19 protein-coding genes are annotated in these 19,097 nt (G+C 42.2%); 5 read left to right on the forward strand and 14 right to left on the reverse strand.

All coding sequences use genetic code 11. The annotated features are described in order from the left end of the window. Positions 1–126: 126 nt before the first annotated feature. The 4 genes from F0227_RS07460 to F0227_RS07475 all read right to left on the reverse strand — a co-directional run bounded on the left by F0227_RS07460 (position 127) and on the right by F0227_RS07475 (position 4,645). The gene (locus F0227_RS07460; protein WP_171752561.1) at positions 127–1,041 is read right to left on the reverse strand and encodes a dihydrodipicolinate synthase family protein; all 915 of its coding nucleotides are present in this window, start codon (positions 1,039–1,041) and stop codon (positions 127–129) included. A gap of 78 nt (positions 1,042–1,119) precedes the next feature. After that, a complete protein-coding gene (locus F0227_RS07465; protein ID WP_171752562.1) occupies positions 1,120–2,085 on the reverse strand; it encodes an ornithine cyclodeaminase family protein in 966 nt (321 codons plus the stop codon). Positions 2,086–2,151: 66 nt separating this feature from the next. Beyond that, positions 2,152–3,231, reverse strand: a complete 1,080-nt coding sequence (locus tag F0227_RS07470; protein ID WP_171752563.1) for an ABC transporter substrate-binding protein — start codon at positions 3,229–3,231, stop codon at positions 2,152–2,154. Positions 3,232–3,379: 148 nt separating this feature from the next. Beyond that, the gene (locus F0227_RS07475) at positions 3,380–4,645 is read right to left on the reverse strand and encodes an FAD-dependent oxidoreductase (protein ID WP_171752564.1); all 1,266 of its coding nucleotides are present in this window, start codon (positions 4,643–4,645) and stop codon (positions 3,380–3,382) included. A 110-nt stretch (positions 4,646–4,755) separates the two neighbouring features. On the opposite strand from F0227_RS07475, the gene F0227_RS07480 reads away from it, so the two are divergent. From F0227_RS07480 to F0227_RS07490, 3 genes are all read left to right on the forward strand, one after another. After that, entirely contained in the window at positions 4,756–5,757 is a 1,002-nt protein-coding gene (locus tag F0227_RS07480) for a 4-hydroxyproline epimerase (RefSeq protein WP_171752565.1), read from the forward strand. A gap of 12 nt (positions 5,758–5,769) precedes the next feature. Continuing rightward, positions 5,770–7,284 carry an aldehyde dehydrogenase (NADP(+)) gene (locus tag F0227_RS07485; protein ID WP_171752566.1) on the forward strand — a complete coding sequence of 505 codons (1,515 nt, stop codon included), beginning with the start codon at positions 5,770–5,772 and terminating at the stop codon, positions 7,282–7,284. A 241-nt stretch (positions 7,285–7,525) separates the two neighbouring features. Then, positions 7,526–8,191 carry a GntR family transcriptional regulator gene (locus tag F0227_RS07490; RefSeq protein ID WP_171752567.1) on the forward strand — a complete coding sequence of 222 codons (666 nt, stop codon included), beginning with the start codon at positions 7,526–7,528 and terminating at the stop codon, positions 8,189–8,191. A 118-nt stretch (positions 8,192–8,309) separates the two neighbouring features. Here F0227_RS07490 and F0227_RS07495 read toward each other — a convergent pair whose 3' ends face one another. Further along, complete coding sequence (locus tag F0227_RS07495; RefSeq protein ID WP_171752568.1) at positions 8,310–9,095, reverse strand: helix-turn-helix transcriptional regulator; 786 nt, start codon at positions 9,093–9,095, stop codon at positions 8,310–8,312. Between the two features lie 200 nt (positions 9,096–9,295). Between F0227_RS07495 and F0227_RS07500 the strand changes: the two genes are divergently transcribed. Beyond that, positions 9,296–9,916, forward strand: coding sequence for a glutaredoxin (locus F0227_RS07500; protein ID WP_171752569.1), 621 nt, complete (start codon positions 9,296–9,298; stop codon positions 9,914–9,916). Between the two features lie 103 nt (positions 9,917–10,019). Here the strand turns inward: F0227_RS07500 and F0227_RS07505 are convergent, their stop codons facing one another. Next, a complete protein-coding gene (locus tag F0227_RS07505; RefSeq protein ID WP_171752570.1) occupies positions 10,020–10,163 on the reverse strand; it encodes a hypothetical protein in 144 nt (47 codons plus the stop codon). A 192-nt stretch (positions 10,164–10,355) separates the two neighbouring features. On the opposite strand from F0227_RS07505, the gene F0227_RS07510 reads away from it, so the two are divergent. Then, positions 10,356–11,231, forward strand: a complete 876-nt coding sequence (locus F0227_RS07510; protein ID WP_171752571.1) for a patatin-like phospholipase family protein — start codon at positions 10,356–10,358, stop codon at positions 11,229–11,231. 86 nt (positions 11,232–11,317) lie between these two features. Here the strand turns inward: F0227_RS07510 and F0227_RS07515 are convergent, their stop codons facing one another. The 8 genes from F0227_RS07515 to F0227_RS07550 all read right to left on the reverse strand — a co-directional run bounded on the left by F0227_RS07515 (position 11,318) and on the right by F0227_RS07550 (position 18,655). Continuing rightward, positions 11,318–11,692, reverse strand: coding sequence for a YbaN family protein (locus tag F0227_RS07515; RefSeq protein ID WP_345775797.1), 375 nt, complete (start codon positions 11,690–11,692; stop codon positions 11,318–11,320). Between the two features lie 663 nt (positions 11,693–12,355). Continuing rightward, positions 12,356–13,300 carry a triphosphoribosyl-dephospho-CoA synthase CitG gene (gene citG / locus F0227_RS07520; protein WP_171752572.1) on the reverse strand — a complete coding sequence of 315 codons (945 nt, stop codon included), beginning with the start codon at positions 13,298–13,300 and terminating at the stop codon, positions 12,356–12,358. 56 nt (positions 13,301–13,356) lie between these two features. Continuing rightward, positions 13,357–13,884 (reverse strand): citrate lyase holo-[acyl-carrier protein] synthase, encoded by a 528-nt coding sequence (gene citX / locus F0227_RS07525; protein WP_171752573.1) that lies wholly within the window; start codon positions 13,882–13,884, stop codon positions 13,357–13,359. 2 nt (positions 13,885–13,886) lie between these two features. After that, entirely contained in the window at positions 13,887–15,416 is a 1,530-nt protein-coding gene (citF, locus tag F0227_RS07530) for a citrate lyase subunit alpha (RefSeq protein WP_171752574.1), read from the reverse strand. 15 nt (positions 15,417–15,431) lie between these two features. Beyond that, positions 15,432–16,307 (reverse strand): citrate (pro-3S)-lyase subunit beta, encoded by an 876-nt coding sequence (gene citE / locus F0227_RS07535; RefSeq protein ID WP_171752575.1) that lies wholly within the window; start codon positions 16,305–16,307, stop codon positions 15,432–15,434. Then, positions 16,304–16,600 (reverse strand): citrate lyase acyl carrier protein, encoded by a 297-nt coding sequence (gene citD / locus F0227_RS07540; protein WP_171752576.1) that lies wholly within the window; start codon positions 16,598–16,600, stop codon positions 16,304–16,306. The genes citE and citD overlap by 4 nt, the downstream gene beginning before the upstream one ends. A 491-nt stretch (positions 16,601–17,091) precedes the next feature. Beyond that, on the reverse strand, positions 17,092–17,658 hold the full coding sequence (locus F0227_RS07545; RefSeq protein WP_171752577.1) for a hypothetical protein: 567 nt from the start codon (positions 17,656–17,658) through the stop codon (positions 17,092–17,094). Positions 17,659–17,995: 337 nt separating this feature from the next. After that, positions 17,996–18,655, reverse strand: a complete 660-nt coding sequence (locus F0227_RS07550; protein WP_171752578.1) for a hypothetical protein — start codon at positions 18,653–18,655, stop codon at positions 17,996–17,998. Between the last annotated feature and the right edge of the window lie 442 nt (positions 18,656–19,097).

Here is a 19,097-nt window from a genome sequence, read left to right on the forward strand (position 1 = left end):
ATCCCTTTTTATTAAACCCTTGGTTTAATCCAGATAAGTAAAAGACTTAACCTCATAATAAGCCGTTTACGTAACTGGATTAGGGCGGACAGCATGCCCGCCATACATTAGCGTCTGTTGATTACTTTATAATTTATACTTACTCAAATCTGGTCGAGTCGCTATCGACTGTTCAACTAAGGCAATCACTTCTGCTCGCTCCTTTCCTTTCAGCATTTGTCTCGGAGCTCGAACCTGCTCAGAGCCTCGAGCACACACCTGTTCGGCCAACTTAATGCACTGAACTAAGGTTGGGATGGTATCTAATCGAAGCAGCGGCAAGAACCAGCGGTAGATCTCTAACGCTTCCGCATATCGCCCTTGGCTAGCCAGTTTATAGATGGCGACCGATTCTGCTGGGAAAGCATTTGTTAAACCAGATATCCACCCCGTCGCACCTAACATAAGAGATTCTAGTGCAATATCATCCACACCACTGAATACCGTAAAACGATCATCAAATCGATTATAAAGCTCTGTAATACGTCGTGTATCTGTTGTCGACTCTTTAACCGCTACAATATTGTCACATTCAGCAAGCTGAGCCATAAGATCCAAATTAACATCAACACCATACGACACCGGGTTGTTGTAAATCATGATGGGCATCTCTGGTGTCGCTTGTGCTAATGTCTTGTAGTAATCCACGGTTTCACTATCAGAAGTACGATAAACCATGGCCGGCATGACCATACAACCGTCTACGCCGATCTTTAATGCGTCTTGCATATACTGAACAGCCGCGGTAGTTATCGACTCTGCTGTGCCCGCAATAAGAGGAACACGACCCGCGACGACTTCTTCTGCAGCGGTTAATATTTGGCGCTTCTCTTCAGGATAGAGAGCACAATTTTCCCCTACCGTGCCTAAACAGATAATGCCGTTAACACCGTCTTTAATTTGGTTATCAATAACGGTTTGAGTCGCATCTAGGTCAATGCTTTGATCACTTCGAAATTGAGTACTGACCGCTGGGTAGACACCTTTCCAATCAACTTTCATTCTTACCTTCCATTTGTATATTTTATGCAATTTTAGAAAACACACTGAATGTTTCCCACAGTATTAGGGCAAACCCCGTTAAATAATTTGTTTTTGCTGAAGGATGAACTTCACTCCAGCGAGATCAGCAAGTGCGCTACCTACAGATTTGTATAATGTGATCTCTTGTGACGATGTTCGACCAGAGCAACGGCCTAAGCAGAGATCCGTTAATTCTCCTTTAATCTCCTGCTCAGAAAAAAGCCCCTCATCAATCGGAATCAACAAATCCCCTGCCTCGGCTAATACATTAATTTTACTATCAACGAACACCGACGCCCGAGACACGGTTTTACTATCACATTCACGTTTGTCTTGATCATGATTACCGATAAGATCGACATGGATACCCGAGTTAAGTTGATGCCCATCGAAAAGCGGCGTTTTTGAGCCTGTTGCACAGCAGATCATATCCGTAGCCATCAGATGTTCATCCACCGATTCAATAACGTTCACCTTATAACGTTTCTCTTCTGGCAAAGAGAGATATTCATGACCCGATTGAATTGCATCTACCGTCGACGCTGCCTTCTGTTTATCTCTTCCCCACACCATTACCTGTTTTAACGGTCTTACCGCCGCATAAGCCCACGCAATATAAGGCGCTAAGTTGCCCGTTCCACAGAGAATAAGGCTGGATGCGTCATCACGAGCTAAGTAATCCGCCGCCAGCGCCGAAGCAGCAGCCGTACGCCAATACGTTAACACCTTGCCATCCAACAACGCCAAAGGCTCACCATCGCTACGGTTAAACGCCAGTATTTTAGAAGAGAGACTGTCTTTGCCCTTAGTCATGTTGTTGGGAAAATAAGTAAACGCTTTAACGGTAATTAAACTCTCATTCCATGCTGGTAGAAGAGCAAACGCATCATAGTTTCCCTCTTCCAGTGGCATCACATTGCGTTGAGGAATTACCGCCTGTTCTTGATAAGTTTCACGCATAGAGCGAATCAAACCAGACATCGACAAACTCTCAACAACTTGCTCTGCTTCTAGATAGATCATTTTGCCTCCAGCTTTACGTTTGGAGTGAGAGCAAGCCCACTCCAATTTTCTATTCGTTTTGCGGATTTAGTTAAGCAACCAAGTGTTGAACTCTTCATTCAACTCATCTGCATAATCCGACCACCACTCATCATTAATCAAAAATGCATTGGTGAAGTTAGCAGGCGCTGTTGGCAGACTTGCTAAAGTCTCTTTGTTAATCAGCTTTGACGATGATTTACGCGTTGGGCCATAAGCAACATATTTTGCTTGGTCTGCCAATGGCTTAGTACCAGAAGAGAACTTAATGAACTCTAGCGCTAGCTTGGTATTTGGGCTGCCTTTTGGAATGGCCCAACCGTTCATATAACCGAGTTGATGATCCCAGATAATTTTGAATGGCTGACCTTCTTCTTTTGTTGCACTATGAATACGACCATTAAACGCCGAAGCCATGACCACCTCTTTGTCCGCCAACATTTGAGGAGGTTGCGCACCGGTAGTCCACCAAATCACATCCGACTTGATGGTGTCTAACTTAGCAAATGCTCTTGCGCGACCTTCTGCTGTCTCTAACATTTCATACACCTCTTGTGGTGCAACGCCATCAGCTATCAATGCCCACTCAAGGTTACCTTGCGGCATTTTTTGTAATGCACGGCGGCCGGGATAGTTTGCTAGATCGAACAGGTCCGTTAGTTTACTTGGTGCAGATTTACCGTTAAACGCTTCTTCATTGATAGTCAGTACCGTCGAGACCACAATGGTATTAACAGCACACTCATGAATTGCACCCGGAATAAAATCTTTAGCCGCTGGGGTTCCGTCAGATCCCGCAGGTAAAATGCTTGGGTCGACCGTTTCAAGTAGCCCTTCAGCACAACCACGGACAATGTCGGGCTTATCGAGAGAAACTAAGTCCCAACGCACTTTATTCGCTTCGACTTGCGCTTTAATTTCTGCAAGACCACCACTAAAGTCTTCTGAGACAAGCTCTACACCTGTCTCTTCAATGAAGGGTTTGTGGTACGCCTCTACTTGGCTCTTAGTAAATGCCCCGCCCCATGAAACAACGGTCAACTGTTGCTCTGAGTATGCTGCACTAGATGTTCCTAACAGCATTCCAGATACCAAAAGTGCAAGTGAAGTGGATGTCTTTCTTGACATGATGTTGTGCTCCTTTTTTGTTGTCTTATCGGGACACTCCCGAATTTATAGACGCCTGGATACCGCTGTTAGGCATCGTTATATAATTTAACTTTTTATTAACATAATGCACTTGTATATTTTATACAATATTTAATTTCAAAAAAATTTAACAAAAGCGATCTAGCTTAAACGGTGAAAGATTAACCACTGTTTTTTGCTGGTTAATAAGCTGGCTAATCAAATCGGCAGTGACTGCGGCTTGAGTAAGGCCAAGATGTTGATGCCCTAGAGAAAACAGAATCTGACCCGTTTTATCCTGATCAATAATAGGCAATGAATCGGGCAGTGAAGGACGATTACCCATCCAAGTTTCCCCCATTTCTGTAAAATCGATATCGTCAGTTAATACCTCTTTAGCCAACCCTTTTAGCATTTTTGCTCGCTTATAATTAGCCGGAGAATCGAGGGCAGCATACTCCACCGTTCCAGCTAGGCGTAACCCCTTCTCCATTGGAGTCATGATAAATTTCCTGTCAGCGGAACTGATTGGAAAGGGTAATAACTGTTTTAATTTAGGCATCATAAGATGATAACCACGCTCTGCCTGAAGAGGGATAGAAATACCGGTAATCTTTTTGACTAATGGCACAGATTCCGCCCCACATGCCACCACAGTATAGTTCGTCGAGTGAGTATCATTTTGTGTAACCACCACGCCGCCGTCAGAGTAAGAGTAGGCATCAGTTACATCTTCATTTAGCCACACGCCACCCAACTCAATAAAACAACGCTTTAGCTCAAGGCACAGTGTATAAGGGTTCAAGCTATGGGACGTGTCAGGAAAAAACACTCCGAATTTTACCTTATCAGAAAGATTTGGTACTTGTTGGTGCAGTTTATCCGCCTGCCAAACTTGATAGCGAACTCCCCGACTGTCTAACGCTTTAAGCGTCGTTTGATAACTGCCAAATAGTTTGTCACTTTCAAAGCAAAGCAGAGATCCTTTGTGAATAATCAGCTGAGACAGCCCAACTTGTTCAAGCAATAACTGCCAACTTTTCATTGCATGAGAATTAAGTTCCGTTAATGCTTGTGTAGCATGTTCGGTTGGAGACTTCCTCGCTTTCGACAAAAAATGAAGCATCCAGCCAGCGGTTTTAGGCAGATCTTGAAAACGAATTGAAACAGGGCTTGTCGTAGAAAGTAACATCTTGGGTAATTGAGGAAGTAAGCTCGGCGTCGCCAATGGAAAAACCTGTTCAGTGGCAAAATGACCCGCATTGCCTTTTGAACATTTTTCAGCCGCATCAGCACGTTCAAACAGCGTAACTCTTTTGCCTTCTAACTGAAGCTTTAGAGCGATACATAAGCCAATTACTCCCGCTCCAATTACTGCAACCTTGGTGTCGTCTGATGAAATATTGTTCACCATTATTTTGCTCCCTATCACGTTTACCGTATAAAATTGTATAAAATATACTTAACATTACGATAACATTCAAATCCAGCACTACAACTAATTTCATGATCAAGGAGCGAGAAATGAGACAAGGCACTTTCTTTTGTATTGATGCTCATACCTGTGGAAACCCAGTTAGACTGGTTGCGGGGGGAGTGCCACCGCTAGTGGGTAATACCATGAGTGAAAAACGTCAGTACTTTCTAAAAAACTACGATTGGATTCGTCAGGCTTTAATGTTTGAGCCTCGTGGTCATGCCATGATGTCTGGGTCAGTTGTACTTCCGCCGTGCAGTGACAACGCTGATGCGTCAATACTCTTTATCGAAACCAGTGGCTGCCTGCCAATGTGTGGCCACGGAACAATTGGCACCGTCACATCCGCTTTAGAGCACAAACTCATCACCCCAAAACAGGAAGGCAAGCTCATTTTAGATGTCCCAGCCGGTCAAATAGAGGTCCACTATCAACAAAAAGGAGATAAGGTGACCTCAGTTAAGATCTTTAACATTGCCGCCTACCTCGCCCATCAAGACATTACCGTTGATATTGAAGGCCTTGGCACCATCACTGTTGATGTTGCTTACGGGGGCAATTTCTATGTCATCGTTGACCCACAAGATAATTATCTAGGGCTAGAGCACTATAGTTCAGACCAAATATTGATGCATAGTCCTAAGGTGAGAGAAGCGGTCTCTAATGTTGTGGAATGCATCCACCCAGATGATCCAACGGTTTGTGGTGTCTCACACGTATTATGGACAGGCACGCCAACTCAACCGGAGGCGATCGCTAAAAATGCCGTTTTCTATGGAGAAAAAGCCCTCGACCGCTCCCCGTGTGGTACAGGAACCAGTGCCAGAATGGCGCAGTGGCACGCCAAAGGAAAACTCAAAGTAGGAGAAGATTTCGTCCATGAAAGCATCATAGGCAGCTTATTTACTGGTCGTATCGAAGACACCACCGAAGTTAACGGTAACGTTGCCATTCTACCTAGCATAGAGGGGTGGGCCCACGTTACCGGTCACAATACAATCTGGGTCGATGATCAAGACCCTTACGCACATGGATTTGAGCTAAAATAACTAGGAACCCCAATGATTGATACTGATAATTTTGCCGCCATCAACCCGGCAACCGAACGGCCTATTGAAGGTCTGTTTCCACAGCATTCTCAACAAGATGTTGACCTAGCAGCAACTGCCGCAAACGAAGTCGCACTGCAGTTTCGTCGCACCTCTCCGCTCAAGCGACGTCAACTTCTAAGAACAATTGCTGACTGCTTAGAAGCCCAACGAGAGTCCATAGTAAATCGAGCACATCTGGAATCTGCTCTACCGCTAGCTAGACTCAACGGAGAACTAAGCCGTACCACTGGACAACTTAACCTCTTTGCCAGTGTTGTCGAGGGTGGATTATGGCAAAACGCCATTTTTGATACCGCCAATCCTGAACGAGCACCACTAGCAAAACCTGACATTCGTAGCCAAAATATCGCCATAGGGCCTGTTGCTGTTTTTGGTGCATCCAATTTCCCACTGGCTTTTTCAACCGCAGGTGGCGATACAGCTTCAGCACTCGCCGCAGGATGCCCAGTCATTGTGAAAGGCCACCCTGCCCATCCCGGAACCAGTGAAATCGTTGCAAAGTGTATTGCGAACGCACTCAAACAACTGGCTATGCCACAAGCGATATTTGCGTTACTTCAAGGCACCAGTCACGAGCTTGGCCAATCGCTGGTCACTCATCCATTAGTTTCGGCTATTGGTTTTACTGGTTCGATTCATGGTGGCCGCGCACTTTTCGATCTGGCGAACCAAAGAACAAAACCAATCCCATTTTATGGTGAACTTGGAGCATCAAACCCTGTATTTATTTTGTCAAATCGCATGCGAAAAAATCCACAATCTTTAGCGGATGAATTTCTAACTTCAATGAATATGGGCTGTGGTCAGTTCTGCACCAAGCCAGCGGTGCTGTTTGTTGCACAAGGAGCAGCAACAGAGCAGTTTCTTTCCCATGTAAAACAGGGTATTCAAGCTCAACCAGAACAGACCATGCTCACTTCTGGCATCAAACAAAACTACATTCAGCAGTGTCAACAGCGTGCAGCTCAATCAGGTTTGGCACAAACCCGCTCCTCACAACACCATGACGTAGCCGCAATGGTATTTGAAACTAATGCCATTCAGTGGCGTGACAACCCTCAGTGGCAAGAAGAGATCTTTGGACCGCAGTCTACTATTGTTGTTTGTGAAGATGACCATGAAATGATTACGCTTAGCCAAGAGTTAGCCGGAAGCTTAACCGCAACGATTCAAGCAGAACAAGAAGATTATCCAGTTGCCGCCAAGCTAATACCACATTTAGAAGAAATAGCAGGAAGAGTGGTATTTAACGGCTGGCCTACAGGTGTGGAAGTCAGCTATGCGATGGTTCATGGAGGACCCTATCCTGCGTCTACCATGTCAGCCAGTACCTCTGTCGGTGCAGAGTCAATAAAACGTTGGTTACGCCCAGTTGCTTACCAATCTCTGCCTAATGAACTACTGCCTGATGCATTAAAGAATGAAAATGCGCTTAACGTTCGTCAGTCAGTAGATGGTTGTTAACTATCTGTTGTTAGCTGTCTGTTTTTAACTCTCTGTTGTTAATTGCCGGTGAATTGCCACGACATGCGTACAAAATATGAGCAATGGCTTTTTTCAGCCGATGGAAATCGAAAGGTTGGTTATAGTAACCATATGACCTAGCGCCCAAATTGCTGAGTTACTTATAGCATGAGGGTCGCAATCTATGGCTAAAATAGTATATTGAATACAATATTAAAAATTCCTATAGTTGGAGAGGTGGATGTCACAAAAGCCTGTGTTTAAAACTCGTACCCAATTAGTTGAAGAAGCCATTCGCAGTAAAATTCTTAAAGGGGAGCTTAAAACTGGTCAACCTTTAAGACAAGACGCCTTGGCAAAAGAGTTCAATGTAAGTCGTATTCCTGTGCGTGAAGCCTTAATGCAGCTTGAAGCACAAGGCTTAGTCAGTTTTGAGGCTCACAAAGGGGCTACCGTGACGGAACTGTCACCGGATAAGATCAACGAACTGTTTGAGTTACGAGCCGTTGTTGAATGCCATATTCTCGAACGTGCAATCCAGAACATGACGAGTGATGATCTCGAACGTGCCAACCAGATACGTCAGCACTTTGATGAACTGGTCAGCCGAGGTGATGAAGTCGAAGAGTGGAGCAACCATAACTATGAATTACACAAAGCACTCTACTCGCCTGCGAATATGCCTGAAACTATGGATGTCATCTATAACTTAAATACCAAGTGTGACCGCTACATTCGCATGCAACTGCTGTTTACCGAAGGAACGGAAAAAGCAGATAAGGAGCATATGGCGCTACTAGAAATGTGTAGAAACCGCGATATTGAAGGAGCAAAATATGTGCTTAAAAAGCACATATTAGAAGCAGGTGCCGCCATACGTGATCTGCTAGTGGAACGGCAAAAATAGACCATATTTTGCGTGTTACTTCTGCTAGATAGCATCGGATAAAGTATAAAACCATAGGGCTCTGATACAGAGCCTTATTTGATTGCTCAAACATTTTGTATTGGTGGCGTTAGACCCATCAACGCAAACGAATTTTGTACTGTTCAGGCGTCTCTCCTGAGTACTTTTTAAACATAGCTATAAAAGGGCTAGCTTGCTGATAACCTAACGTGAGCGCCACCTCTTTAACCGACATACCTGATTTGAGTAGAGTCATCGAGTGCAAATATCTCGCTCTTATCCGCCACTCAGTAAAACTCATGGTCAATTCTTGCTGGCAATATCTAGCTAACGTTCTCTCTGTAGTGTGCACTTTCGCCGCCCACTCCTTTAAGCTAGTGTTGTCCGTAGGGTTCTCTTCTAATACCGACAAAATCGGTCGCAGTAATTTATGATCGCTACTCGGTAAAAAGTGTTGTTGCTGTTGACACAACGCAAGTTGATCAAGCAGGACGTTCGCTAAGCGTTGATCTGGTATCGATTTAGCCACCGTTATTTGTCGTTGTCGAAAGTCATCAATAATGGCCGAAACAATCGCTGAAATAGACAGTAAACAAGTATGCGTTGGCATATCGACAATCTTGCTTGGAGCAATGTTCAAGGAACAGTAAATAAGAGGTCGTTTGTTATAGTTACAATGAGCCACTCCCGGTGGTATCCAGATCGCTAAGTGGGGAGGCGCAATATAGCGCGTCTCTTCTGCTTTAAGTTCAAGAGTTCCACCAGAAACAATCTGCAATTGACCCCAATGATGCGAATGCAACCGTGTTTCGGTATTTTCTCTAAATGCGTCAAAATTAAAAAACAGCTCTGATGGCGGTGAATCAATCGTTAACGAAGGATGTACAAACGGCGATGCTTTCATGGGCTAAAACACTGTCATTGACGGATTAACACAATATATCTCAAATAAGATCATAGCGGCAATAGCTACTTGCTCTGCTCTGCTCTGCGCATAAGGTTGACTCGAAATAGAGCGATCATTATCTTTTTTTACTTTTGTTGAAATTAAATCAGAGTTACTTTGTTCTTATCTGATACAAATACTTAAAATGGATAATTGATATGGCAGATCCTATTAAAATCACTCTCTATCGCTGGGCAGGAAGTTGGGGACCATTTAGCGTTAAAATCCCTTGTGGTGAATGTACCCTCACAAAAGATATTCTTACCGATACATTCGCCAATGAACTAAAAGACGTACCTGTTGAGTTAGAAGTGAAGGATTGGCTATCTCACTGGTGGGAGCCATTGAAGCTAGGCTCATGGCATGCTCCTATCTTAGTTGTAGAAGGTAAAGTAATAAGCCAAGGCGAAGCATTGAATCGTGGTGTGCTAGTGCAGTCCGTTATCAAAGAGTGGACCAATCGTGACCAGCTTAAAGGCAACATTGTCTTTGGTAAAGCGACATGCCCATACTGTGTCAAAGCAAAAGAGATGCTGGATAAGTCCGGGATTCCTTACCAATATTTCGATGTCGTCAAAGACAGTGCCGCACTTTATAGAATGATTCCTGAAGTGAAGGCCATTATTGGTGAGAAAACGCCTGTGACGGTTCCCCAAATATGGATGGAAGACAAGTACATCGGTGGTGCTGATAACTTAGAAAAATGGTTAAAAGACAATAATCTAGAAACGGTTCCTGATAACGTGGTAGAAATAGAAGCAGACTCAGCTGCTAGTTAAAAAAAGCCCCGATTAATCGGGGCTTTTTTTTGATATTAGCTACTCAGATAACGGTTTAGCCGTGCTTTTCAACTATTCTGTTCCACTAAATCATTAAATACGATTATGCGTCTGTCGCTTTTCGTCTAAATATTCTTGCAAACAACGATTTTTTCACTGCTTTCTTCTCTGTGCCGTACATTTGTTCATTTAACATAGCTTGTGCCGCTTTATAACCAATAAATGCCGTTGCGATATCGTGTCCCATGACCCAATCCTCTATAATTTTCACCGATCTAATAAGTGTGATACTAATCACATTTATTGCCAATATCAAGAGATAGATCACATTAATAACACAGATTTTGCTGTTTTACTGAGCGGCGAAATCAACGGAAAACAGTCACAATACAAACTAAATAGCGTACAATCTGACAAAGATTATGCAACGGAGTTAATCATGGGTCAGACAGTTTCTTTGGTTTTAGGTAGTGGCGGAGCACGAGGTCTCGCTCATATTGGCGTGATTCAATGGTTAGAAGAAAATGGCTATCAAATAAAATCTATTTCTGGCTGCTCTGCCGGAGCCCTGATTGGTGGTATTTATGCAGTAGGAAAACTGGATGAGTTTACGCACTGGATGTCGGCAATCGATAAGATTTCTATGGCGAGATTGCTGGATATTTCATGGCAATCCAGCGGGTTATTCAAGGGAGACAAGATCATTAATCAACTTGTTGAGCTAATTGGAGACACCAAGATTGAGCAGTTATCCATTCCATTTACTGCGGTAGCGGCAAACGTGGCAGATGAAAAAGAAGTTTGGCTAAACTCTGGAAGTCTGTTTGATGCTATTCGTGCTTCGATCTCTCTTCCGTTATTTTTTACCCCGTTTGAGATAAATGGAGAGCTGCTTGTGGATGGCGGAGTATTGAACCCTGTCCCAATTGCACCCACGTTTGGTGATAAAACCGATCTTACACTGGCAGTAAATTTAGGAGGTGAGTTAATGTCACATCCTTTAGAGCTCAAACAGAGCCACGATAATGTCGACTCTAGCTTTCAGCGCAAAATCTCCGGTTATCTTGATAAGATTCAAGATTCTCTGATGGAATCCACCAATATCAATCTCGATGCCTTTGATATCGCTAACCAAGCATTTGACGCAATGCAAAGCAGCATTGCCCGACAAAAACTGGCAGCTTATCCGCCGGATATGAGCATCAACATTCCACAAAATCTATGTGGAACCTTTGATTTTGATCTTTCTGAGCAGTTAATTCAGTACGGATATAATGCAGCAAAAGAGGCGTTTGCCGTTAAAGCTCGTCAATAGTAATGGCTTTGTAAAATCAACGATAAAGCATTAGCTAACAGTAAACAAAAGGTCTACAAAGCTCGTAATAAGCCTAGATTGCATACTCAATCATGACTTGGGTGATAAGTTTTCATTCGCACTATTACCCAAGTTTCTATCGCTAAAATCAACAGAAGCATTGAACGGATATGAGTGCTTTCGAGGATAACAATCACGGTAAAGCAGATAGACAACCAACTAAACAGCAATATGCGCTTTTTCTCCGCAAGTGTTAAACCAAGATCTTGCTTGATTCGCAGTACGGTATCCCCTAAATAGCGGTTGTTTTCCAGCCAAACCTGAAACCGCGGCGAAGAACGACCAAAGCAGTACATGGCTAATAAAATAAATGGCACCGTTGGTAGCAAAGGGAGAAAAACACCTAAAAACCCTAAGCCTGTCGCTAACCAACCAAGTGAAAATAGAAACCACTTTTTCACACATTCTACCCTTATCTATTTTATCGCTTCGTCACATTATTACGAATAGTTACTATTAGCAAGCACCGACGCTATAAGGATTAATTCCATTAAATTCATTTTGTTCTGTTAAACACACGATTTATTGCGCCAGTGCTCATAAAACGACGACGGCATGCTGATTACAATCTTTGTGAATTATTAATTAGGACAAAATGATGATAGTAACCAATGTGTCAGACCAACAATTAACAACTAAATCACGACTACACTGGCTGAGTTATTGGAGTCATTTCAATACGAGCGATTATTGTTATTGCGCAGAGGCTAACTGCACCAATAAGCATCAACATGGTGTTCTTGTTAGTCATAGAACAGCCACTGCCAACCGTTTATACGTAGTTCCATTATGTGAAGAACATAGCTATGGATATCAAAATCAAATTGAAATAGATGAACGCGTAGATGTTGTTCCAGCTGAATTAAGTTTATAGGTCTTGTTGTAGGGACGAAATTGGAACAGAGCAATGAGGCCATTTTCATTGCTCTTTTTTTAAGACATCATGAACAACCACTAGCACCCTTGTTGATGACAGCTCTCTTTTTGTTATACCACTTTTTGCTTTCGCTATAGATTGGATTTTATGGTGATTCACTATTTATAGAAATAACGAGACCTTGACGTCATTTGGCTATACTGCTGCATAGGTTCAGTTGGGACAACAGCCATGTAGCCGCTAATAAATCGGCACTGCCACCAGGACTGAGATTTCTCTCAATTAAGCACTCATCAAACTCTTGTATATGTTGTTCAAACTCTGGAGTTGTACTCACCACTGTGTTGGTTAACTGTTTTGCGTAATGTTGGACATACTTTAGTCCTGCGATTCCACCTCTATTGATTAAGTTGGTATCACAGTTGTGCGCCATTAGCACCAGTAAAGTCTGTGACAGTGCTTGTTCTTCTGACTGACCACAAGCAATAGCCGACTGATAACAAGGCAACGAGTAATCAAAAATTGTCGGATAGCCTTGTGCCGCCTCTCCTCGAATACCGGTGAAGCCATATTTGGCATAGATCTTCTCGCCTGCACTCTCTGGTTTTCTCCTCGCCAAACTGAGCTCTTGTGTCACCAAGGTCGAGCACGCTTCAATAATCACGGTGCGAATATGTTTAGCGTTAAACGGTAAAGCATTGCGATATAGCCAACCCACTGCCCCACAAATTAATCCTAAGGTAAAAATCATTCCTTTATGCGTGTTAATGCCTTTGGTAGCCGTAAACATAGCTTTCTCAGCGGCCACTCCAACCACTCTTAAATCGCCTAGCAGTTCACTTGCCGAGAGTGCATGGTTGTTGAAACCCGTCACAACAAAAGATGTCATAAATGGGCGCAATACTTCCGCACTCGAAGTAAAGGTGTCAATGCCCATATCGGAATGTGCACCATTAGAGAGACAATCCACTAACCCTGCTTTGGGGGTCAAATGAGCTTCCAACATCATCGCGTGATAAGCCAAGTTACCACACAGTTCGCTAATGTTTATGGTGCGTTTACCATTTGATAAAGATGACTGAAAAATCTCATTTTCATTCAATAATAATTGGATAGGATTACGGACATTCATTATTTGTCTCACTGACTAGTTAGTTCACATACTGCCTAGTTCACTTGCTACTTGATTCACTTGCTATCTAGCTCGTTCACCATTTCACTCATTTTTTCAATTAGCTGTTGTAGTGAATGAGCTTGAGTTCTCGCGCAAACTTTTGCTTGTTCATCACATATTAAGCAACGACGACGAACAAGCTCAAAGTCATCACGGGACAATAGAACACCCTTAGAATCAATGACATCGATATCAAATAATCGCCCCAGTGGATGTGTCTCTTCAATCGCTAACATTATTTTTTTCAAATACAGCGCTTCGATGTTCGCCATGCAAAACAGCATCTGGTAACCAGCATCGTTATCAGTCGCTTGAGCACGTTTTATCTCTATATCATGCAGCACACAAGCATCCTTGATTGCGTGGATACCGTGATCAAATGCCGTTTTCGCTATCTGATTTCGCTTTATTGGCCCAACCATATTGATGGTAAAACTCACTAAGGGAGCGGCAAGCTCTCTACTCCAAGCTCTCTGTTTTTCCGCTCTCTCCTCTCTGCTCGTTAATAACTGCTGTAACGATATTGTTGGGCCTGAATACACGCTTATTCCTTGATTTGTTTAATTAGGTCAATAACAGTGCCGTCTCGATAGCGAATACATGCAACAGTTCTATCTAAATACTCAATAGGTTCAGGTTTCCCTGTAAGCATCTCTGCTCTCTGCTGTAAAGCTTCGATGGTTGTCACTTTGATACCACACTGCTGCAATTTATCTTTGACGTCCACTCTTTCCGGATTTACAGCGACACCATGGTCGGTAACCAATACATCAATTTGTGACCCAACCGTGACCACATTGAGCACCGAATTCACTACCGTAGGAATTCGACCTCGAACGAGGGGCGCAACAACAATAGTCAGCTTGGCTGACGCGGCAGTGTCACTATGACCTCCCGAAGCGCCACGAATGACACCGTCGGATCCCGTAATGACATTCACGTTAAATCGAGTATCAATTTCCAGTGCACTCAAAATAACCACATCTAATCGTTCTACAACCGCCCCTTTAGAGGATGGATTCGCGTATTGATTGGCCGAAATCTCAATATGGCTTGGGTTTCTCGCTAACGAATCTGCTGCGTCAGAGTCAAAAGACTGAACATCAAATAGCGTTTTGATCAGCCCTTTTTCATGCAAATCCACCATGGTGGAAGTTATTCCCCCCAATCCAAAACTGGCGGTAATGTTACTACGAAGCATTTTCTCTTCCAGAAAACGAGTTACTGCTAACGATGCTCCTCCTGATCCTGTCTGTAATGAGAATCCGTCTTCAAAATAACCTGAATGTTCGATAACATCGGCGGCCTTACGAGCAATAAGCAGCTCTCTAGGGTTGGTTGTCATTCTGGTGGCGTCACCGCCAATTTTCGACGGGTCACCCACTTCATCCACTTCAACAACCGCATCGACTTGGTCTTGCTGCAACGATGCAGGCATATTTGGAAATGGAACGATTTGGTCTGTTACTAAAATGACATAGTTGGCATTTTTGGCATCAATTTGTGCATAGCCCAATGAGCCACATCGAGCCTGTCCATTGATCCCATTGGCATTACCAAATTCATCTGCGGTAGACACACCAAGTATCGCCACATCTATCTTCAATTCACCACTATCAACTAAATGGACTCGTCCACCATGAGAGTGAATTTGAACCGGAGAGGTCAATAAACCGCGAGAAATTTCATCAGCAAGCTCACCACGAAGACCAGAGGTATAGATTTGGCTAACAACACCATTTTTAATATGCTCAACCATAGGTGCGTGCACATCGGTCAATGAGCTCGGAGCTATAGTTAAGTTTTTAAAACCCATTTCAGCGATTACACTCATCGCCATGTTAATCACCCTATCACCGCCACGATACGAGTGATGAAAAGAGACCGTATCTCCATCTTTTAGCCCAGATCGGCCAATAGCTTCACGTAAATTTTCTGCAATTTTTCTATCACTTACATGGCATTTATCGACAGACTGCGGTGTTAGTTCATGAGGCCCGATATAGGCTTTCAGTTCAATTTGTTGCTGGCCAGATAACTCAATATCACGGCTAAGAGCATTTAGTTTTGTCATTCGATATCCCGCCTATTACTGCCTAATTCCAGATTCTGCACGTTGTAGTGTCCAGCGTGCTCTTTCAATGACCGGAGCATCCACCATTTTGCCATTAAGAGAAGCAACACCCATGCCTTGCGACTCAGCTTCTTCCGCAGCTTCAATGACGGCTATCGCGTGATCAACTTCTTTTTGTGTCGGAGCAAACAAGTTATGTATCAGTTCGATTTGCCGTGGGTTGATGAGTGATTTTCCATCAAAGCCTAAGGATTTAATATGAGCCGCTTCTTTTAAGAAACCTTCTTCATTATTTGCATCTGAATAGACGGTATCAAACGCCATGATTCCAGCAGCACGAGCCGCTTGTAAAATAGTGCATCGGGCAAATAACAGCTCTGTACCTTCTGCGGTCCGCTGTGTCTTTAGGTCACGAACATAATCTTCCGCCCCCAAAGCTATGCCAATTAATCGTTTAGAAGCCATTGCGATATCTACCGCATTATTGATACCTTGAGCGGATTCAATCGCAGCCAGCATCCCCGTGCTTCCTACTTTTCGTCCAAACTGCTTTTCAGCATCTGTGATGGCATTTTCCATATCAATAACATCTTGAACGGTATCCGTTTTAGCAAGGCGCACGACATTAACCCCGGCCTTAACTACCGCTTTAACATCATCGCGACCATATTTAGAATCAAGGCTATTGACGCGAACAACGGTTTCTATCTCTTTATATAGTGGATGTTGTAGAGCATTGAATACCAACATTCTTGCGGTATCTTTTTCCCGTATTGATACCGAATCCTCCAAATCAAACATAATGGCATCAGGGGTATAGATAAAACTATTGCTCAACATGGCGGCATTTGAACTAGGAACGAAAAGCATACTTCGTCGTAATTTACTCATGACAATACGCTCCATTCAATCTCTTCAGTTTCTGTCGCTCGCATCACTGCAGCCTGAACTCTAGCGCGTATGATGCAATCAAGCGCACCTTTATCATTAACGGTTACACAACCGGTCTCGACATGCATCTCAAACAAGGTGTTCTGAACGACTTTTAAGATGGCTTTTTTGAACTGTTTTTCGACAGAGCTGGTAATTTCGATTTCGAGTTCATTTGTTTCCGATGGAAAGACTTCCACTAACAAATCGCTTGATTCTAATGTCCCAGCGTAAGATCGCTGACTGATAAGCATGTTAGCTCCTTATAGGTATAAATTTCATGAATCATTAAGAATTGGACGGTATTATTAACCTGTATTTTGCCATTTTACTAAATTGGTGAATGAAATTTAATGACCTTGTTCATACTTCAAAGGAGATTAGAAAAAATTGTAGCGGCATTAACCAACGACTTAAGCAGCGTGCTTGAAGAAATCGTACTTACAAGTGAGATACTATTTTGAATCACATTCGAGATGACACCTCGAACTCACTACACAAAGTGGCTTAGAGGCTTAGAGGCTTAGAGGCTTAGAGGCTTAGAGGCTTAGAGGCTTAGAGGCTTAGAAATAATTGTATGTTAACTAACCTATCAATTCGGTTGCTAATCATCACTAAAATAAATTTCAGCTGAAAATATAAAGAATAAAAAAAAACTCTATCAATAGGACTATTGATAGAGCGACTTAACATAGCCGAAAACATCACTTTGACTAAATCGTTTTTACTCACATAGCTTAGTGGTTTAAAGAGCAGAATCTTTGACTTCATCAACATGGAGAAATTTATTCAGGAACACATTGCCACATGAAAGAATAAAAAGCTTATTATTAGCAACCACATCTTTGTATGATAACGATACTTGGTAGCTATCCACTTTTTTAACGTGACTTTCAAATCCAATCTTTTTCAAAAATTTAATCACATGCGATGTTCTACTTGTCGCCGTATAAATAATCGAGGATACCTGACGAGAAGCTACTTTCGACAACAGTAGATTTAATATTCTCAACATAATCTCTTTATTACTGCAAAATATAGACTTTATTACTAAAACTTTATTATCTGCAAAATCACCCGGCTGTTTAATAAAAAATATAATCTGCCCTATTGTTACACCATGAGCATCACTGAAAATATAACTGATTTCATTGCAATCATTCGCGATAATCTCCCTAAAATATATGTCTCCGTTTGTTTTAACTTCGTCAGTAAAATCCCAACATGTGGCTGGTACATACTTATCAACAATTTGTTTTTTAGTGGTCGCTTTCTCTAAATTTAGCGCTTGCTCATCCACCAGATCAATCATCTCAATACCCAGTCGTCTTAACAAGTCAACCTGTCTTCGATGGCAAGGAGAAATAGTATTATTTTCCCATCGACAAACTGAAACCGTATCGGCATTGCTGCCATGTTCTGACGATAAATCTAGTATCGATATCATCTCACTTCGGTTAATACCTAGCTCATGTCTCGCCTTTTTTAGTATATATCCAAAATTTATAACCATAACACCGTAATCAAAACTTATGCAAAGTGGTGATATTTTCAGTCAATCAAGTTATTAAATATATAAGTCTAAGGCCACTAAAACATAAGAAATTTCTTAAATATTCAAAACCTTGCCGTACGCAAGCACACACCGTTTAGCAATTTTCATGAATAACTCCTTCATGAATTAACTTTAGCGTACAGTTAAATAGCTCTTGATTAAATACTACATCATAATATGACAGTGAAATTGAAGGGGTTGCTACCTTGTGCATTGCGGATTTAAAACCAAGTGATTTCAAGAATCGAAATTCTGCCGATTTTTTGTTTCCACTCACAAATTCTACCGATTTCACCGAACCGCTCAAAATGCATCTAGATATTAAACCTAACATATGAATTGCAATCTCTTCTCCCAAGCAAAAAATATATTTTATAATTAGCTTTTTTTCGCTATTAATTTCGGTTACATCTTTAATCTGTAAATTATCTCGACGCCCAACCTTATCAATCAATTTATAATTCACATGTCCAACGGGAACACCTAGAGGATCTGAATATAACAAACAATATTCCGTGTCATCTTCAGACATTTTCAGTTTTATCTTTTGGTAGTTAATGTCACAAACTTTAACTGAATGAGATGTTTCCCACGCATAGGCTTTTTTTATCTTAGGGAAATCACATTCCCCCTTAATCACATCTCGGTGGTGATTTATGAAGTCAAAATAGCAGTATCCAAGCGCCGCAAAAACGTCAACTTGTCGTTTATGGCTTGGCATAACAACACCATTTTCCCAACGACTGATAGTCACTACATCAACACCTGACAGTTTTGGATCCTTTGTCGTGAGTATACCGACTAACTCACTCTGACTTATCGATCTTGAAGCTCGATATATCTTTAACGCTAAGCCGAAATCTACCATTTTTTCATAACCAATAGAGATACTGATAATGGTAATTTTACGGACTAAGCACTCAGGTTATATAGCATTTCAAAATCAAAATTTCGCTGTTAATGCTATATAAAATGCATAGGTAGTTTTCAGACCTAACGTATACTGAAATACAGAGGTCATCCGTTTCGCGCCAGCTAACCGGCTCAATGCTGATAATTCTTATCAACAACTATGTTGATGACATTCCAGCATGCACTAATTAATGTTAATATTCCGCCATCAAACGCTACGATGGCCTTAGAGCAATGATTGCGCAAACTACATCTATGTTTATCCTTCTTCTTTGCGAAACCAT

The organism is Vibrio sp. 99-8-1 (genome assembly GCF_013114595.1).
Classification (GTDB): Bacteria; Pseudomonadota; Gammaproteobacteria; order Enterobacterales; family Vibrionaceae; genus Vibrio.

What these genes read in the sequence shown, in the direction of transcription:
- citF (WP_171752574.1), bottom strand. Translation starts at nt 15,416, where the DNA reads ATGACAAAACTAAATGCTCTTAGCCGTGATATTGAGTTATCTGGCCAG.
- F0227_RS07500 (WP_171752569.1), top strand. Translation starts at nt 9,296, where the DNA reads ATGGCAGATCCTATTAAAATCACTCTCTATCGCTGGGCAGGAAGTTGG.
- F0227_RS07495 (WP_171752568.1), bottom strand. Translation starts at nt 9,095, where the DNA reads ATGAAAGCATCGCCGTTTGTACATCCTTCGTTAACGATTGATTCACCG.
- F0227_RS07485 (WP_171752566.1), top strand. Translation starts at nt 5,770, where the DNA reads ATGATTGATACTGATAATTTTGCCGCCATCAACCCGGCAACCGAACGG.
- F0227_RS07510 (WP_171752571.1), top strand. Translation starts at nt 10,356, where the DNA reads ATGGGTCAGACAGTTTCTTTGGTTTTAGGTAGTGGCGGAGCACGAGGT.
- F0227_RS07490 (WP_171752567.1), top strand. Translation starts at nt 7,526, where the DNA reads ATGTCACAAAAGCCTGTGTTTAAAACTCGTACCCAATTAGTTGAAGAA.
- F0227_RS07505 (WP_171752570.1), bottom strand. Translation starts at nt 10,163, where the DNA reads ATGGGACACGATATCGCAACGGCATTTATTGGTTATAAAGCGGCACAA.
- F0227_RS07545 (WP_171752577.1), bottom strand. Translation starts at nt 17,658, where the DNA reads ATGATTGATCTGGTGGATGAGCAAGCGCTAAATTTAGAGAAAGCGACC.
- citD (WP_171752576.1), bottom strand. Translation starts at nt 16,600, where the DNA reads ATGCTTATCAGTCAGCGATCTTACGCTGGGACATTAGAATCAAGCGAT.
- F0227_RS07465 (WP_171752562.1), bottom strand. Translation starts at nt 2,085, where the DNA reads ATGATCTATCTAGAAGCAGAGCAAGTTGTTGAGAGTTTGTCGATGTCT.
- F0227_RS07480 (WP_171752565.1), top strand. Translation starts at nt 4,756, where the DNA reads ATGAGACAAGGCACTTTCTTTTGTATTGATGCTCATACCTGTGGAAAC.
- citG (WP_171752572.1), bottom strand. Translation starts at nt 13,300, where the DNA reads ATGAATGTCCGTAATCCTATCCAATTATTATTGAATGAAAATGAGATT.
- citE (WP_171752575.1), bottom strand. Translation starts at nt 16,307, where the DNA reads ATGAGTAAATTACGACGAAGTATGCTTTTCGTTCCTAGTTCAAATGCC.
- F0227_RS07475 (WP_171752564.1), bottom strand. Translation starts at nt 4,645, where the DNA reads ATGGTGAACAATATTTCATCAGACGACACCAAGGTTGCAGTAATTGGA.
- F0227_RS07470 (WP_171752563.1), bottom strand. Translation starts at nt 3,231, where the DNA reads ATGTCAAGAAAGACATCCACTTCACTTGCACTTTTGGTATCTGGAATG.
- F0227_RS07460 (WP_171752561.1), bottom strand. Translation starts at nt 1,041, where the DNA reads ATGAAAGTTGATTGGAAAGGTGTCTACCCAGCGGTCAGTACTCAATTT.